This is a genomic window from Escherichia sp. WS3063 (assembly GCF_046486595.1).
Classification (GTDB): domain Bacteria; phylum Pseudomonadota; class Gammaproteobacteria; order Enterobacterales; family Enterobacteriaceae; genus Escherichia; species Escherichia coli.
In genome coordinates, this window is sequence record NZ_JBJQKY010000001.1 from 294088 (window position 1) to 309985 (window position 15898).

A 15898-nucleotide genomic window follows, 5' to 3' on the forward strand; every position below is an offset into this window, starting at 1 on the left:
TAACGGCGAGTAAGTAGTACGCATCTTACCTCTTTTTTAGAGATAACCATTATGACAATAGAAAAACACGAAAGAAGCACTAAGGATTTGGTGAAAGCAGCAGTATCGGGATGGCTGGGCACTGCGCTTGAATTTATGGATTTCCAGTTATATTCGCTCGGCGCAGCGTTAGTTTTTCATGAAATATTTTTTCCTGAATCGTCAACGGCAATGGCGTTAATTCTGGCAATGGGAACCTATGGTGCAGGTTATGTGGCACGTATTGTCGGAGCATTTATTTTCGGCAAAATGGGCGACAGAATAGGGCGTAAAAAAGTGCTCTTTATTACCATCACCATGATGGGGATCTGTACCACCTTAATTGGTGTGTTACCGACCTATGCACAGATTGGTGTTTTTGCGCCAATTTTGCTGGTGACGCTGCGTATTATTCAGGGGTTGGGGGCAGGTGCGGAAATTTCCGGTGCCGGTACGATGCTGGCGGAATATGCGCCAAAAGGTAAGCGCGGAATTATCTCCTCATTTGTTGCTATGGGGACTAACTGCGGAACCTTGAGCGCAACGGCAATCTGGGCCTTTATGTTCTTCATTCTCAGTAAAGAGGAACTGTTGGCGTGGGGATGGCGTATACCGTTCCTGGCGAGCGTTGTCGTGATGGTCTTTGCTATCTGGTTGCGTATGAATCTGAAAGAAAGCCCGGTCTTTGAGAAGGTTAACGACAGCAACCAACCGACAGCAAAACCTGCACCTGCTGGTAGCATGTTCCAGAGCAAATCCTTCTGGCTGGCAACAGGGCTGCGTTTTGGTCAGGCTGGTAACTCAGGTTTAATTCAGACTTTCCTTGCAGGCTATTTAGTGCAGACGTTATTGTTTAACAAAGCAATTCCAACAGATGCATTGATGATCAGTTCGATTCTCGGCTTTATGACCATTCCGTTCCTTGGTTGGTTATCCGATAAAATTGGTCGCCGGATCCCGTATATTATTATGAATACCTCTGCGATTGTGCTGGCATGGCCAATGCTTTCTATCATCGTAGATAAAAGCTATGCCCCGAGCACCATTATGGTTGCACTGATTGTGATTCATAACTGTGCGGTGCTGGGATTATTTGCTCTGGAAAACATTACCATGGCAGAAATGTTCGGCTGTAAAAACCGCTTTACCCGGATGGCTATTTCTAAAGAAATTGGTGGTCTTATCGCTTCCGGTTTTGGTCCTATCCTGGCGGGTATTTTCTGCACCATGACGGAATCCTGGTATCCGATCGCCATTATGATCATGGCATATTCAGTGATTGGTTTAATCTCTGCGCTGAAAATGCCAGAAGTGAAAGACCGTGATTTAAGTGCGCTGGAAGACGCTGCGGAAGATCAACCGCGTGTTGTAACAGCAGCGCAACCTTCCAGAAGTCTTTAAATCCTCAATCCCTTCTCTTACCGGAGAGGGGATTTTTATTCATATAACAAAACATGCAGCTTGCCATATTTAAATTTAAGGAATTGTTATGGGAAATAATTTGTTATCAGCAAAAGCGACGCTCCCTGTTTATGATCGTAATAACCTGGCCCCAAGAATTGTTCATTTAGGCTTTGGTGCATTTCACCGTGCGCATCAGGGTGTGTATGCCGATATTCTTGCTACGGAACATTTCAGTGACTGGGGATATTATGAGGTCAATTTAATCGGCGGCGAACAGCAAATTGCCGATTTACAACAGCAAGATAATCTTTATACCGTTGCGGAAATGTCGGCCGATGCGTGGACGGCTCGCGTCGTTGGCGTCGTTAAAAAAGCCTTGCACGTACAGATTGATGGCTTAGAAACCGTGTTGGCTGCGATGTGTGAACCGCAAATCGCGATTGTCTCTCTGACAATCACCGAAAAAGGGTATTTCCACTCTCCGGCGACCGGACAGTTAATGCCCGATCACCCGATGGTCGTTGCCGACGTACAAAATCCCCACCAGCCGAAAACTGCAATAGGGGTGATTGTCGAGGCGCTGGCTCGCCGTAAAGCGGCAGGACTTCCCGCATTTACCGTCATGTCATGTGACAACATGCCAGAAAACGGTCATGTTATGCGTGACGTTGTCACTTCCTACGCGCAAGCTGTTGATGTAAAACTGGCACAATGGATCGAAGAAAACGTGACTTTCCCATCAACAATGGTGGACCGTATTGTGCCCGCAGTGACAGAGGATACGCTGGCGAAAATCGAACAACTTACCGGTGTGCGCGATCCTGCTGGCGTTGCCTGTGAACCTTTCCGCCAGTGGGTAATAGAAGATAACTTTGTTGCCGGACGTCCGGAATGGGAAAAAGCGGGAGCCGAACTGGTTAGTGATGTGCTGCCTTATGAAGAGATGAAGTTGCGCATGCTCAACGGCAGTCATTCATTCCTGGCGTATCTGGGTTATCTTGCCGGATATCAGCACATTAATGACTGCATGGAAGATGAACATTATCGTCATGCAGCGTATGCCTTGATGTTGCATGAACAAGCGCCGACGTTGAAAGTGCAGGGCGTTGATTTGCAAGATTACGCTAACCGATTAATTGAACGCTATAGCAACCCGGCGCTACGTCATCGAACCTGGCAGATTGCGATGGATGGCAGCCAGAAATTGCCACAGCGGATGTTGGATTCTGTTCGCTGGCATCTGGCGCATGACAGCAAGTTCGATCTGCTGGCGCTAGGCGTCGCGGGTTGGATGCGTTATGTCGGTGGTGTTGATGAACAGGGAAATCCGATAGAAATCAGTGACCCACTGTTACCTGTTATTCAGAAGGCTGTACAAAGTAGTGCCGAAGGGAAAGCGCGCGTCCAGTCATTGCTGGCGATTAAGGCGATCTTTGGTGATGATTTGCCAGACAATAGCTTGTTTACTGCAAAAGTGACGGAAGCGTACTTGTCTTTATTAGCGCATGGTGCGAAAGCGACCGTGGCGAAATATTCCGTGAAGTAAAAAAAGCAATGCCGCCATCGGCGGCATTCACACGCTTAGTTCATGCCGAGACGAATCAGGTCCAGAGGTGCCAGTTTCTCTTCACAACCTTCAACAACTACGGTTTTTCCGCGGCGGATTTGCTCAGCGGTCAGACCTTCAGTATCAATCGACAGGATCTTGCCAGTGTGACCGGTGCCGCTAACCATAACACGGCTGCCAGTGGTGATTGCGTTACGGTTACGATCGTAGGTCGTCATAGGTGTTTTCTCCTTTCTGATTTACAGTCGAAGCCCACGTAACGGGCGCAATATAAATACTCCTGTCGAGTGAAATATTTTTTGTTTTTGATCAAGCTCACATCTTTTTTGATGCATGCATGAGCCATAAGGCGGGGCGAATAGACTCTCACCCCGGATGGGATGAGAGGAAATGAACTACTCTTCGCTAAACCAGTCGCTGTTTTCCTGGCGGATCTGGCGCACGGATTCGCTGATTTCCTGCAAATGTTGCGTCATTGCACGTTCTACCGCATCGCCATCACGTTTTTGCAGGGCAGAGAAAATCTCAAGATGCTGGCGTAACAGCATTTCTGGTGGAGAAACGTGGTCGAAACTCATATAGCGCACGCGATCAACGGTCGCTTTCAGGTTCTCAATGGTATCCCACGCCAGTTGACAGTCGGCAATCTGCGTCAGGAGTTGATGGAAGTTGTCATCAAGTTCAAAAAAATCATCCAGTTGCTTGCGCTCAATGGCAATGCGTTGCTGGTGAAGATTTTGTTCCAGTTGGTAGCACTGGCTTTCGGTAATCATGCTCGCCGCCCGACGCGCCACCGCGCACTCAATGGCCTGACGGATAAAACTGCCGTTGCGCACCTGGGCCATGGAAATTTTGTTGACGTAGCTGCCACGCTGCGGACGAATTTGAATCAGACCGTTTTCCGCCAGTTTAATAAAGGCTTCACGAACCGGCTGGCGTGACACATTGAAACGAACAGAAACTTCTTTTTCCGACAACGGTGTGCCTGGAGCAATCAGGCAATGGACAATGTCGCGACGAAGAATACGATAAATCTGCTGATTGACAGGCTGTGTGGGATTAAGTTGCGTTTCGACGGTCATTCGTTCTTGCTTGTGAGTGAGTTAACTGCATGAGTCTACCACTTTTTTGTGACAAGCAATAACCCGGCAGTTACGCCGGGTATAAAAATTACTGACGGTGGACATTCAGTCCGGCATAGCTTTGGGTAACCGGCATCATTTCCAGGGTATTGATATTGACGTGAGCAGGCAGCGTTGACACCCACCAGACGGCTTCGCTGACATCTTCTGGCGTCAATGCAACGGTATTTTGATAGGTTTTTTCCGCTTTACCGTCATCGCCTTTAAAGCGGACATTGGAAAACTCGGTGCCACCCACCAGACCCGGTTCGATGTCGGTGACGCGCACCGCCGTACCATGCAGGTCCGTACGCAGATTCAGGCTAAACTGACGAACAAACGCTTTCGTCGCACCGTAAACGTTACCACCGGCATACGGCCAGCTGCCTGCCGTTGAGCCAATGTTAATAATATGACCATGATTACGTTCAACCATACCCGGTAAGACGGCGCGCGTCATATATACCAGGCCTTTGTTGTTGGTATCAATCATCGTTTCCCAGTCTTCAATGCTGGCTTTATGCGCAGGCTCCATGCCCAACGCCAGGCCGGCATTGTTTACCAGGATATCAATATTGCTCCACTCGGCAGGGAGCGATGCCAGCATCTCTTCAATAGCGGCGCGGTTGCGAACGTCCAGTTGGGCGATATACAGATTATCTCCCAGTTCATCTTTTAACTCCTGCAACCGCTCCTGGCGACGGCCAGTGGCGATAACTTTATGCCCTTGTTGAATAAAACGACGAGTAATGCATTCACCAAAACCTGCCGTTGCTCCAGTTACTAAAACGATCATCTCACTGTTCCTCAACGCTTTTGTGTGTCAATAACATAGCACGTGATGCTTAAGAGCGGGTAATACTGGTTTGCAAGATTGCACTCCGTTATCAGTAAGCCTACGCTATGGAACACCTCGCGTTCAGGAGAAGAAAATGACAACAATGAATCCTTTCCTTGTGCAAAGCACACTGCCGTATCTGGCTCCCCATTTTGATCAAATTGCCAATCATCACTATCGCCCGGCATTCGATGAGGGAATGCTGCAAAAGCGGGCAGAAATTACTGCCATCGCGCTTAACTCGCAAACGCCTGATTTCAACAATACTATTCTGGCACTGGAACAAAGCGGAGAATTACTTACCCGCGTTACCAGCGTCTTTTTTGCGATGACTGCGGCGCATACCAATGATGAATTACAGCGTCTTGATGAACAGTTTTCCGCTGAACTGGCGGAACTGGCTAATGATATCTATCTGAACGGTGAATTATTCGCGCGGGTAGATGCTGTCTGGCAGCGCCGTGAATCCCTGGGGCTTGATAGTGAATCCATCCGCCTGGTGGAGGTGATTCATCAACGTTTTGTCCTTGCCGGAGCCAAACTTGCGCAAGCTGATAAAGCAAAATTAAAAGTACTGAATACAGAAGCTGCGACCCTGACCAGCCAGTTTAACCAGCGGTTACTGGCAGCAAATAAATCCGGCGGTCTGGTTGTGAACGATATCGCGCAGCTGGCAGGAATGAGTGAGCAAGAGATTGTGCTGGCGGCAGAGGCGGCTCGCGAGAAAGGTCTGGATAACAAATGGCTGATTCCGCTGCTGAATACCACCCAACAACCGGCGCTTGCCGAAATGCGCGATCGTGCGACGCGTGAAAAACTGTTTACTGCGGGCTGGATGCGAGCGGAAAAAAATGATGCCAATGATACCCGCGCTATCATTCAACGTCTGGTGGAGATCCGCGCGCAGCAGGCGAAACTGCTTGGTTTTCCTCATTATGCCGCATGGAAAATCGCCGATCAGATGGCAAAAACGCCAGAAGCAGCGCTCAACTTTATGCGGGAAATTGTTCCAGCGGCGCGTCAACGTGCGAGCGATGAATTAGCCTCCATACAGGCGGTTATCGATAAGCAGCAGGGCGGGTTTAGCGCGCAGCCGTGGGACTGGGCATTTTATGCCGAGCAGGTAAGACGTGATAAATTCGATCTCGATGAAGCGCAGCTCAAGCCTTATTTCGAATTAAACACGGTGTTGAATGAAGGCGTATTCTGGACTGCGAATCAGCTCTTCGGTATTAAGTTTGTCGAACGTTTTGATATTCCTGTCTACCATCCTGACGTTCGTGTGTGGGAAATTTTTGATCATAATGGCGTGGGGCTGGCGTTATTTTACGGTGATTTCTTCGCCCGTGATTCAAAAAGCGGCGGCGCATGGATGGGCAATTTTGTTGAGCAATCAACGCTGAATGAAACGCACCCGGTAATTTATAACGTCTGCAATTATCAGAAACCCGCTGCTGGGGAGCCTGCGTTGTTACTCTGGGATGATGTAATAACCTTATTCCATGAATTTGGTCATACGCTGCACGGCCTTTTTGCCCGCCAGCGTTATGCCACGCTTTCCGGCACCAACACGCCGCGTGATTTTGTCGAATTTCCGTCGCAAATCAACGAACACTGGGCAACACATCCGCAGGTATTCGCTCGCTACGCCCGGCATTATCAGAGCGGGGCAGCAATGCCTGACGAACTGCAACAGAAAATGCGTAATGCCAGCCTGTTCAACAAAGGGTATGAGATGAGCGAACTGCTTAGCGCCGCACTTCTCGATATGCGCTGGCATTGCCTGGAAGAAAACGAAGCAATGCAGGATGTCGATGATTTTGAATTGCGGGCGCTGGTGGCGGAAAATATGGATCTTCCCGCTATACCGCCACGCTATCGCAGCAGTTATTTCGCCCATATTTTTGGTGGCGGATATGCCGCGGGTTATTACGCTTATCTGTGGACGCAAATGTTGGCCGATGATGGTTATCAGTGGTTTGTTGAGCAGGGCGGATTAACGCGTGAAAATGGGCTGCGTTTTCGCGAGGCGATCCTTTCCAGAGGTAACAGCGAGGATCTGGAACGCCTGTATCGACAATGGCGCGGTAAGGCACCTCAGATTATGCCGATGCTGCAACATCGTGGCTTGAACGTATAAACACCACCAATGGCTGGCCTGGATTTATCGCCAGACCAGCCTCGTTATAGCAGTAATTGCAGCAGCTGGGCGAGGGCAAACTTCACCGCTAATGCGAATGCCGTTTCGCAGTCGCCAGCAAAATTACTTTTTTTGTATACTCTTCCGTTATAATAATTTTCAAATTTATAAATCTGATTGTTCTGAAATATGTTTAAGACTCTTCAATCTTCTTAACTTTAGTGAGTTAAATTCTCTGAATATTTGACATCTAGTAGCCTGATTTTAAATGCCTTATAACAATTGGCAGTATTCTTATTTGGCAATTATAAAAATAGCAACCAGACTTAATAAGTCAAACCAAACGCAATTAAGGAGTCAGTATGAAATTTCAGGCCATTGTATTAGCAAGTTTTCTTGTCATGCCTTATGCGTTGGCAGATGACCAGGGCGGATTAAAACAGGATGCAGCGCCACCGCCGCCTCATGCAATAGAAGATGGCTATCGCGGAACCGATGATGCAAAAAAAATGACCGTTGATTTCGCAAAAACCATGCATGATGGCGCTTCGGTTTCACTGCGCGGTAATTTGATTTCTCACAAAGGAGAAGACCGTTACGTTTTTCGCGATAAGAGCGGTGAAATTAATGTTGTTATTCCTGCGGCAGTCTTTGATGGACGAGAAGTTCAGCCGGACCAGATGATCAACATTAGCGGAAGTCTGGATAAGAAAAGCGCTCCGGCCGTCGTTCGGGTCACTCATTTGCAGAAATAAAAATAAATTAGCCTGATGGCCTGAACTACTGGGCCATTAGGGTATTGGGTTATGCTATTTGTCATCATTTTAATTGCGATAATGCAGAGTTAATTTACAGAATTAAACACTTTTTTATCTGCTGATTTTGTTTCAAATCACAATGTTATCTCAGAGATGACTCATAACTTCGGATTTCTATGAAAATATTGACGTAATTTTGCTTTTCTCCCGTTAGAATAGCGCGCACAAGGAACTGTGAAAAAGGAGTGGCAATGATCAAGAAGACAACGGAAATTGATGCCATCTTGTTAAATCTCAATAAGGCTATCGATGCCCACTACCAGTGGCTGGTAAGTATGTTTCACAGCGTGGTCGCGAGAGATGCCAGTAAGCCAGAAATAACGGATAACCATTCTTATGGACTGTGCCAGTTTGGTCGGTGGATTGATCATCTGGGGCCACTCGATAACGATGAATTACCTTACGTTCGGCTAATGGATTCTGCCCATCAACATATGCATAACTGTGGTCGGGAATTAATGTTGGCTATTGTTGAAAATCACTGGCAGGACGCGCATTTCGACGCTTTTCAGGAAGGGTTGCTTTCTTTTACTGCGGCATTAACCGATTACAAAATTTATTTACTGACGATCCGTAGCAATATGGATGTTTTGACGGGATTGCCGGGTCGTCGGGTTCTTGATGAATCCTTCGATCATCAGTTACGCAACGCTGAGCCTCTGAATCTTTATTTAATGTTGTTGGATATTGACCGATTTAAATTGGTTAATGATACCTACGGGCATTTAATCGGCGATGTAGTATTACGCACCCTGGCAACTTACTTAGCCAGTTGGACGCGTGATTACGAAACGGTTTATCGCTACGGGGGCGAAGAATTTATCATTATTGTCAAAGCGGATAATGATGAAGAAGCATGTCGTGCAGGTATCAGAATTTGCCAGTTAGTCGATAACCATGCCATCACACATTCTGAAGGGCATATCAACATTACCGTGACAGCAGGTGTGAGTCGCGCATTTCCTGAAGAGCCTCTGGATGTGGTCATTGGAAGAGCGGACCGGGCAATGTATGAGGGTAAGCAAACCGGAAGAAATCGCTGTATGTTTATTGACGAACAAAACGTGATTCACCGAGTTTAAGCTCCGTTTAACATTCATTGAGAAAACTGATGCTACTGTGTCAACGATCCGTTATCAGTGCAGGAAAATGCCTGTTAGCGTAAAAGCAAAACACAAATCTATCCATGCAAGCATTCACCGCCGGTTTACTGGCGGTTTTTTTTCGCCGTCATAAAAATCAGGCCCCTTGTACACAGTTGTAACAAGGGGCCGGTTAGGTGAGGGATTATCTCCGTTCATTAGTCATCCCATTTGTGGCTGAAATACGCGGCCAGAAAACCAGAAAATAAAATTATTCCCAGTACGGCCATAAAAACATTCATATTACCCAGCATTATTTGCCTCCGTTTATGGTGTGGTGTGTTTCCTCGCTTACCTTAATTTTCATCTCAATGAGAAAGATATTAGCAGAGGTAACCTAAACGAAGGCTGAATTAGGTGATTAATGTGAAGGAGGACGGCTGTTTTTTCTGTATTGCGAAGGAGATAATAAAAAACGCTGTAGAAAATGATGCCTTAGTAAGGCTGAATTGCCAAACCCCGTCAGCTCGGCAATTTTATCGATGCTGAAAGCCGAATTTTGCAGATAATCCTGCACGCGAATTAACCGCTCATTAAGCAGCCAGCGGGCAGGTGTCATACCCGTTAAGGCGGCAAAACGTCTTAAAAAAGTGCGTTGGCTCATGTTCACTCGCCCGGCAAGAGAGGCAACGGTATGCGTTTGCGCCAGATTTTGCTGTAAAAAGTCGAATAATGCGCCAAACGTCTGGCTTTCTCGCGACGAAGCCATCGGACGCGTCATGTTTTGTGGTTGTTCTCCGTGGCGATGCGGCTGGATGACTAGCCGTTGGGCGACATTGTTTGCAATTTCGTGACCATAATCTTTACGCACGATATGTAAGCACAGATCGATCCCTGCAGCACTCCCTGCGGAAGTCATGACTTGTCCTTCATCCTGATATAAAACATTGTCACATACATGAATAGAAGGGTAACGATGTTGGAGTTGTTCAGTGTAGCGCCAGTGGGTGGTCGCTTTACGCTGGTGAAGAAGGCCTGCGGCGGCAAGAACAAATACACCAGAACATATCGATACCAGACGAGTTCCTCGCTGGTGAGTTTCGCGTAACGCCTCACATAGCATCTCTGGCACCGGTTCATCTACTCCACGCCAACCGGGAATAATAATCATATCGGCGTCGGCAAGTAACTCCAGCCCTCCATCCGCAACCACCCGGATTCCACCAGTGGCTTGCAACGCACCGGCTTCTACCGCAGCGACAGCAAACCGATACCAGTTATCACCCATTTCCGGGCGTGGAAGGCCGAATATTTCAACTGCGACGCCAAATTCAAAAGTACATAGCCCATCATAGGCCAAGACAACGACCAGGGGGCGTTGTGAAATTGTCATCATTTTGCGCTTTTCTGGCATATCGAGAGGCGGTAAGTGCATGGTTTGTCGGTTACATTATTGTTAACACAATAAACCAATAGGAAAAAGCACTATGCATTATGTCACTGAATTTACAGCCGCGACGCCGGACATTGCCGAAGCGCATTTTCTCATACGCCTGAGTCTTGAAACAGATTGTGCCGATGTTCATGACTCTCTGGCGTACGTTGGTGATGACTTCGTTTTATTGCATGTGGTTGGGTGTGAAGAAAACTTCGCCCGCAGGCATATTCCCGGCGCGATTCATTTGCCCCATAAGCAAATGACCTCAGAGAGAATGGCTCAATGGTCGAAAGATACTCTGTTTGTGGTGTATTGCGCGGGACCACATTGTAATGGAGCAGACCGGGCGGCACTCAAACTGGCCCAGCTAGGAAGGCCAGTTAAAATCATGCTCGGCGGGATCACCGGCTGGGAAGATGAAGGCTACGCCTTTGCAACAGGAAAATAATGAGTAAAGTCGTGGCAGTGAGGCACGCCCATCAACATGCCACAGGCGGCCCCCAGGATTTTGCACGAATGCCTTTCAGCATTAACACCCACGCGGCAATGATTACCATCGCCAGGATGATAAACAACGTGGAAGGGGGCATGTTCGTGAGCACCACTCCGCTGACTAATGGATTAACTGCTGCGCCAAGCCAGCCCAGTGACTGGGCGGAAAAATAGCTGGCTTTCATTCCTGGCGGCGCAATATGGTCAATCAACATATACTCGCCCGGCGCATAAATGATTTCACCGACAGTAAATACCGCAGCTGACATACCCCACAATAGCAGGCTGTTGCCGGAAAAAATAAAACCAACCAGACCGATGACGAAACAGAGGGTGCCTGCTGTCATCAGCGCGCGGATGTTAGCCGGGTTAAGTCGGCGGCCCACGGAATATTGCAACGTAACTACCATGGCGGCATTCACCGGAAGAACAACCGCGACCACCTTTTCGGCAAAATCCCCATCAGCAATCACCATCACATATTGTGAAATGCATGAAGCAAATGCGCCGCTAACAAAAGAAGCCAGAAAGCCAGAGCAGGTAAACCACAACAGTGCCTTATCTTGTAATAAAACTTTCGGCGACCAGACACTGCCTGTTTCCGTGGTGATGATTTTCTCGCTGCCCTTTACCCAAATTTGAATGAAAAGCATGGGAAACGCGGAACAGATAGCTGCCAGCCAAAAGGGCAGATTGATGCTCTGCATCACCAACAGCGTGCCGAGCGGCGGACCAATGGTCCAGCCAATATTGAGCATGGTGTAGTTGATTGAGAAAATCTTCGTTTTGCTGGTGGACGAAAGATTGTCGGCAAACCAGGCTTTCAGCACGGTAGCAAAAACGGAGTAGGCGCAGTTAATAAGGGCAAAAAAGAGCACCACCAGCGTCACGTTATTCACTAAAGGAATGGCAATAAAACCGCTGGCGAAGGCGGTAATTGCCAGTAACATATAGCGTTTCTTGTCGAACTTATCCGCCAGGATACCAAAACCGAGGCTAAAAACGACGCCAATAGTGAGCGCAATTGTCATCGCATAACCGATTAGATCGACACTCAGGCTGTACTGGCGACTCAAGTAAATGGTCATAAACGGCAGCGTAGCGCCGCGTCCGATGGTTAATAACAACGACGAGGCAAGAAGGGCGCTGGTAGAGCGTCGTAGGGATAAGTTCATTTGTCTGTCCGGCAGTGCGTTTCGTTATGTTTTGTTTTAGAGATGTAAAGAAATAGCATGGCAAAAATCCGAAGTATAGCGACTTATTTGCGCATTAATGCCGTCGTAATCGGCGACTAACGAATCAACTGTTAAAGAAAAGTAAATTCAGCTAAGTTGATTGCTTACAAAAGATGAAATTCAGAGGCGGTAGAATGTCGCGAAAAGATGGGGTGTTGGCGCTACTGGTAGTGGTCGTATGGGGGCTAAATTTTGTGGTCATCAAAGTGGGGCTTCATAACATGCCACCGCTGATGTTGGCCGGTTTGCGCTTTATGCTGGTTGCTTTTCCGGCTATCTTTTTTGTCGCACGACCGAAAGTACCACTGAATTTGCTGCTGGGGTATGGATTAACCATCAGTTTTGCGCAGTTTGCTTTTCTTTTTTGTGCCATTAACTTCGGTATGCCTGCTGGACTGGCTTCGCTGGTGTTACAGGCACAGGCGTTTTTTACTATCGTGCTTGGCGCGTTTACTTTCGGGGAGCGACTGCATGGCAAACAATTGGCGGGGATCGCCTTAGCGATTTTTGGCGTACTGGTGTTAATCGAAGATAGCCTGAACGGTCAGCATGTGGCGATGCTCGGCTTTATGTTGACCCTGGCGGCAGCATTTAGTTGGGCGTGTGGCAACATCTTCAATAAAAAGATCATGTCGCACGCAACGCGTCCGGCGGTGATGTCGCTGGTAATCTGGAGTGCATTAATCCCAATCATTCCCTTCTTTGTTGCCTCGCTGATTCTCGATGGTTCCGCAACCATGATTCACAGTCTGGTTACTATCGATATGACCACCATCTTGTCTCTGATGTATCTGGCGTTTGTGGCGACAATTGTTGGTTATGGGATCTGGGGGACGTTACTGGGACGCTATGAAACCTGGCGGGTTGCACCGTTATCGTTACTGGTGCCTGTAGTTGGACTGGCAAGTGCGGCATTATTGTTGGATGAACGCTTAACGGGTCTACAATTTTTCGGTGCGGTGCTCATTATGACCGGGCTGTATATCAATGTATTTGGCTTGCGGTGGCGTAAAGCGGTAAAGGTTAGAGGCTAAACCATACGCACAGAATGTGATGCCAGCACTCTGTGCGTCTGCTTTTATCGCGGGAAAAAGTACTTTACCTGGAACTCGAAAATATTGCTGTAAAGTAACGAATAATCCAGCGGAATAGAGTTACTGTCCACAGCCTGGGTCTGAATTTTAAGTATGGGGTCCCGTGGGCTAATCCGTAAAATACTGGCGATTTCTGGTGTAGGAAAAGTAGGGGAGAAAGTTTCAAAGGTGCCAATGATTTTGATCCCGCATTCGTTCTCAATATACGAAAATTTGGATTTCTGCATATGTGATACGGTTAAATCAGGAAAACGTGCCACTGACATCCACGTTTCTTCTAATTGTGCTGCATTATCCTCAATGAATCGCAGTCTCTTTATGTAATAAACCTGCTCACCAGTCACTAAATTCAGTTCAGTCGCAATAGTGGGTGAAGCATCTTGCACTTCAAATTTCATAATCTGACTCCCTGCCTCTTTGCCGCTTTTATGCGCAATTTCACTGAAACTGTTCATGTGATCAATGTGTGCAATAAAATTCTTTTTTTGAATGTATGTTCCTGAACCATGCTTTCTGTGAATAATTCCTTCGCCTTCCAGCAAGGATAATGCCTTACGCAGGGTATTACGCGAAACATTATAACGAACAGCGAGTTCAGCTTCTGACGGCAACAAATCACCAACATGCCATGAATTGCCATTGATCTCGGATTTAAGTAAGCGGGCAATCTTTTGAAAAATCACTTTTGCACCTTTTAAGAGCCATTGAAAACAAGGAGTTGAGTCCTGATTGGTTTATCGTATGGCCGAGTCGTTTAATTATTACCCTGATGTTGAACAACTTTATTACTGTATTATTGTGATCAATGTACCAGGACGTATAGCTACTGCGGGATATGATATTTACACAATGTTGTCTGTTATATACCAGTAAGGAAAAATATGAAAAAGATATTGTTAGTTTGCGCTGCGGGCATGTCAACCAGTATGCTGGTTAAACGTATGATTGATCATGCTAACGCTATTTCACTTGAAATTAATATTTCCGCATTGGCGATTGCAGAGGCTAAAGGTAAAATTAAAAATAACGAAGTTGACGTTGTTTTACTTGGCCCGCAAGTTCGCTTTCAGAAACCAGAGATTGAAGCCGTTGCACAGGGGGAAATGCCTGTAGCCGTTATCGAGATGAAAGACTATGGCACCATGAACGGACAGGCAGTTCTTGAATTTGCGATGAAACTACTGCAAGAGTAAGAATCTAATATTATTAAACTATTACCTGAACTAACTTTTCACACATCATAAAATGGATATGGCATACATGCTTTATTGGGATGTATAAATATCCAGAACAACAGGTATAAAAAATGGGATTAATGGCCTCATTCGAACGTGGAATGGAACGTTTTCTTGTTCCAGTTGCTATCAAGTTAAACTCACAAAAACATGTTGCAGCGGTGAGAGATGGATTCGTTTTTACGTTTCCAATTATCATGGCAAGTTCATTAATTATACTAATTAACTTTGCCATATTATCGCCAGACGGTTTTATTGCCGGATTACTGCATCTGAATAGCATTTTCCCTAACCTTGAAAAAGCACAAGCTATTTTTACTCCGGTAATGAATGGTTCTGTAAATATCATGTCAATTATGATTGCTTTCCTGGTCGCCAGGAATGTGGCGATTAGCTATGAGCAAGATGATCTTTTATGCGGATTAACGGCAATAGGAGCATTTTTTATTGTTTATACCCCATATCAGATGATAGATGGGCAGGCATTCCTGACGACCAAATATCTCGGCGCGCAGGGGTTGTTTGTTTCTGTTATCGTTGCATTGATCACCAGTGAAATATTTTGTCGCTTAGCTCGAAACCCCAAAATCACCATAACGATGCCGGCAGCTGTACCTCCTGCGGTAGCGCGTTCATTTAAAGTTTTATTGCCAATATTTTTTGTCATGGTGTTCTTTTCCGCACTTAATTATTGCCTGACATTGATATCCCCGGCAGGATTAAATGATCTCATTTACACATTAATCCAGACGCCGCTCAAACATATGGGAACGAATATCTTTGCGGTAATTATCCTGGGGGCTGTGGGTAATTTCCTCTGGGTGCTGGGGATCCACGGACCTAATACAACGTCGGCAATTCGAGAAACTGTTTTTTCTGAGGCTAATCTGGAGAATCTCTCCTGGGCCGCTCAACACGGCACTACCTGAAGCGCGCCATATCCGATTACCTGGACTTCTATTAATGATGCATTCGCCAACTGCGGCGGTTCAGGTATGACGTTGGGGTTATTGTTGGCTATTTTTATCGCTTCTAAGCGTGCGGAATACCGTGATCTGGCAAAAATGTCATTTATCCCCGGTATTTTCAATATCAATGAACCGATAATGTTCGGCCTTCCTATTGTACTTAACCCCATCATGATGGTGCCGTTTATTATGGTTCCTATTGTTAACTGTGCCATTGGTTACTTCTTTGTTTCGATGGAAATTATTCCACCGGTTGCTTATGCCGTGCCCTGGACTACGCCCGGACCTTTAATTGCTTTCCTCGGAACCGGGGGAAACTGGCTGGCGTTACTGGTGGGTTTTTTATGTTTAGGTGTGGCGACAATGATCTATTTACCTTTTGTTATTGCCGCCAACAAGGTCAATAACTTAACAACTAATGGATAATGCCATTTACACAGGAAGGAGA

At 46.7% G+C, this 15898-nt stretch carries 16 protein-coding genes and 2 pseudogenes; 9 read left to right on the forward strand and 9 right to left on the reverse strand.

Translation table 11 applies throughout. The annotated features are described in order from the left end of the window. Positions 1–51: 51 nt before the first annotated feature. The gene (gene ydfJ / locus ACJHYW_RS01475; RefSeq protein ID WP_000151245.1) at positions 52–1419 is read left to right on the forward strand and encodes an MHS family MFS transporter YdfJ; all 1368 of its coding nucleotides are present in this window, start codon (positions 52–54) and stop codon (positions 1417–1419) included. 88 nt (positions 1420–1507) lie between these two features. Next, on the forward strand, positions 1508–2968 hold the full coding sequence (locus ACJHYW_RS01480) for a mannitol dehydrogenase family protein (RefSeq protein ID WP_000527788.1): 1461 nt from the start codon (positions 1508–1510) through the stop codon (positions 2966–2968). A 35-nt stretch (positions 2969–3003) separates the two neighbouring features. On the opposite strand, the gene ydfZ is transcribed toward ACJHYW_RS01480, so the two are convergent. The 3 genes from ydfZ to ydfG form a co-directional block, all read right to left on the reverse strand. Further along, complete coding sequence (gene ydfZ / locus ACJHYW_RS01485; protein WP_000214712.1) at positions 3004–3207, reverse strand: putative selenium delivery protein YdfZ; 204 nt, start codon at positions 3205–3207, stop codon at positions 3004–3006. Between the two features lie 177 nt (positions 3208–3384). Continuing rightward, positions 3385–4071 carry a DNA-binding transcriptional regulator rspR gene (gene rspR, locus ACJHYW_RS01490; RefSeq protein ID WP_000215553.1) on the reverse strand — a complete coding sequence of 229 codons (687 nt, stop codon included), beginning with the start codon at positions 4069–4071 and terminating at the stop codon, positions 3385–3387. 88 nt (positions 4072–4159) lie between these two features. Beyond that, positions 4160–4906 carry a bifunctional NADP-dependent 3-hydroxy acid dehydrogenase/3-hydroxypropionate dehydrogenase YdfG gene (gene ydfG / locus ACJHYW_RS01495; RefSeq protein WP_001296081.1) on the reverse strand — a complete coding sequence of 249 codons (747 nt, stop codon included), beginning with the start codon at positions 4904–4906 and terminating at the stop codon, positions 4160–4162. 136 nt (positions 4907–5042) lie between these two features. On the opposite strand from ydfG, the gene dcp reads away from it, so the two are divergent. Then, positions 5043–7088, forward strand: a complete 2046-nt coding sequence (gene dcp / locus ACJHYW_RS01500; protein ID WP_001571438.1) for a peptidyl-dipeptidase Dcp — start codon at positions 5043–5045, stop codon at positions 7086–7088. Positions 7089–7132: 44 nt separating this feature from the next. On the opposite strand, the pseudogene ACJHYW_RS01505 reads toward dcp, so the two are convergent. Then, positions 7133–7213 (reverse strand): annotated as a pseudogene (locus ACJHYW_RS01505) (hypothetical protein); the annotation flags it as partial. Between the two features lie 237 nt (positions 7214–7450). Between ACJHYW_RS01505 and ydeI the strand changes: the two are divergent. Both ydeI and dgcZ read left to right on the forward strand, forming a co-directional pair. Beyond that, a complete protein-coding gene (gene ydeI / locus ACJHYW_RS01510; protein WP_000671737.1) occupies positions 7451–7843 on the forward strand; it encodes a YdeI family stress tolerance OB fold protein in 393 nt (130 codons plus the stop codon). 254 nt (positions 7844–8097) lie between these two features. After that, a complete protein-coding gene (gene dgcZ / locus ACJHYW_RS01515; RefSeq protein WP_000592819.1) occupies positions 8098–8988 on the forward strand; it encodes a diguanylate cyclase DgcZ in 891 nt (296 codons plus the stop codon). A gap of 114 nt (positions 8989–9102) precedes the next feature. Here the strand turns inward: dgcZ and mgtT are convergent, their stop codons facing one another. The 3 genes from mgtT to ftrA all read right to left on the reverse strand — a co-directional run bounded on the left by mgtT (position 9103) and on the right by ftrA (position 10381). Continuing rightward, the gene (gene mgtT, locus ACJHYW_RS01520) at positions 9103–9207 is read right to left on the reverse strand and encodes a hypothetical protein (protein WP_212734532.1); all 105 of its coding nucleotides are present in this window, start codon (positions 9205–9207) and stop codon (positions 9103–9105) included. Further along, entirely contained in the window at positions 9207–9302 is a 96-nt protein-coding gene (mgtS, locus tag ACJHYW_RS01525; RefSeq protein ID WP_000901367.1) for a protein MgtS, read from the reverse strand. The genes mgtT and mgtS overlap by 1 nt, the downstream gene beginning before the upstream one ends. A 107-nt stretch (positions 9303–9409) precedes the next feature. After that, complete coding sequence (gene ftrA / locus ACJHYW_RS01530; RefSeq protein ID WP_122990223.1) at positions 9410–10381, reverse strand: transcriptional regulator FtrA; 972 nt, start codon at positions 10379–10381, stop codon at positions 9410–9412. 94 nt (positions 10382–10475) lie between these two features. Between ftrA and ACJHYW_RS01535 the strand changes: the two genes are divergently transcribed. After that, complete coding sequence (locus tag ACJHYW_RS01535; protein WP_000559548.1) at positions 10476–10874, forward strand: rhodanese-like domain-containing protein; 399 nt, start codon at positions 10476–10478, stop codon at positions 10872–10874. Positions 10875–10905: 31 nt separating this feature from the next. On the opposite strand, the gene ydeE is transcribed toward ACJHYW_RS01535, so the two are convergent. Further along, positions 10906–12093, reverse strand: a complete 1188-nt coding sequence (gene ydeE / locus ACJHYW_RS01540; protein WP_001054174.1) for an efflux MFS transporter YdeE — start codon at positions 12091–12093, stop codon at positions 10906–10908. Between the two features lie 194 nt (positions 12094–12287). On the opposite strand from ydeE, the gene eamA reads away from it, so the two are divergent. Then, complete coding sequence (gene eamA / locus ACJHYW_RS01545) at positions 12288–13187, forward strand: O-acetylserine/cysteine exporter (protein WP_000087205.1); 900 nt, start codon at positions 12288–12290, stop codon at positions 13185–13187. A gap of 44 nt (positions 13188–13231) precedes the next feature. Here the strand turns inward: eamA and ACJHYW_RS01550 are convergent, their stop codons facing one another. Then, entirely contained in the window at positions 13232–13930 is a 699-nt protein-coding gene (locus ACJHYW_RS01550) for a GntR family transcriptional regulator (RefSeq protein ID WP_000577180.1), read from the reverse strand. Between the two features lie 198 nt (positions 13931–14128). On the opposite strand from ACJHYW_RS01550, the gene ACJHYW_RS01555 reads away from it, so the two are divergent. Both ACJHYW_RS01555 and ACJHYW_RS01560 read left to right on the forward strand, forming a co-directional pair. Then, positions 14129–14440: a PTS sugar transporter subunit IIB gene (locus ACJHYW_RS01555; RefSeq protein ID WP_000722566.1), complete on the forward strand. Its 312-nt coding sequence runs from the start codon at positions 14129–14131 to the stop codon at positions 14438–14440. Positions 14441–14553: 113 nt separating this feature from the next. Next, a pseudogene (locus ACJHYW_RS01560) lies at positions 14554–15876 on the forward strand (PTS sugar transporter subunit IIC). Positions 15877–15898: the final 22 nt, after the last annotated feature.

Excerpts from the sequence above, each read along its gene's own strand:
- ydfJ (WP_000151245.1), top strand. The coding sequence starts at position 52 with ATGACAATAGAAAAACACGAAAGAAGCACTAAGGATTTGGTGAAAGCA.
- ACJHYW_RS01480 (WP_000527788.1), top strand. The coding sequence starts at position 1,508 with ATGGGAAATAATTTGTTATCAGCAAAAGCGACGCTCCCTGTTTATGAT.
- ydfZ (WP_000214712.1), bottom strand. The coding sequence starts at position 3,207 with ATGACGACCTACGATCGTAACCGTAACGCAATCACCACTGGCAGCCGT.
- rspR (WP_000215553.1), bottom strand. The coding sequence starts at position 4,071 with ATGACCGTCGAAACGCAACTTAATCCCACACAGCCTGTCAATCAGCAG.
- ydfG (WP_001296081.1), bottom strand. The coding sequence starts at position 4,906 with ATGATCGTTTTAGTAACTGGAGCAACGGCAGGTTTTGGTGAATGCATT.
- dcp (WP_001571438.1), top strand. The coding sequence starts at position 5,043 with ATGACAACAATGAATCCTTTCCTTGTGCAAAGCACACTGCCGTATCTG.
- ydeI (WP_000671737.1), top strand. The coding sequence starts at position 7,451 with ATGAAATTTCAGGCCATTGTATTAGCAAGTTTTCTTGTCATGCCTTAT.
- dgcZ (WP_000592819.1), top strand. The coding sequence starts at position 8,098 with ATGATCAAGAAGACAACGGAAATTGATGCCATCTTGTTAAATCTCAAT.
- mgtT (WP_212734532.1), bottom strand. The coding sequence starts at position 9,207 with ATGAACGGAGATAATCCCTCACCTAACCGGCCCCTTGTTACAACTGTG.
- mgtS (WP_000901367.1), bottom strand. The coding sequence starts at position 9,302 with ATGCTGGGTAATATGAATGTTTTTATGGCCGTACTGGGAATAATTTTA.
- ftrA (WP_122990223.1), bottom strand. The coding sequence starts at position 10,381 with ATGACAATTTCACAACGCCCCCTGGTCGTTGTCTTGGCCTATGATGGG.
- ACJHYW_RS01535 (WP_000559548.1), top strand. The coding sequence starts at position 10,476 with ATGCATTATGTCACTGAATTTACAGCCGCGACGCCGGACATTGCCGAA.
- ydeE (WP_001054174.1), bottom strand. The coding sequence starts at position 12,093 with ATGAACTTATCCCTACGACGCTCTACCAGCGCCCTTCTTGCCTCGTCG.
- eamA (WP_000087205.1), top strand. The coding sequence starts at position 12,288 with ATGTCGCGAAAAGATGGGGTGTTGGCGCTACTGGTAGTGGTCGTATGG.
- ACJHYW_RS01555 (WP_000722566.1), top strand. The coding sequence starts at position 14,129 with ATGAAAAAGATATTGTTAGTTTGCGCTGCGGGCATGTCAACCAGTATG.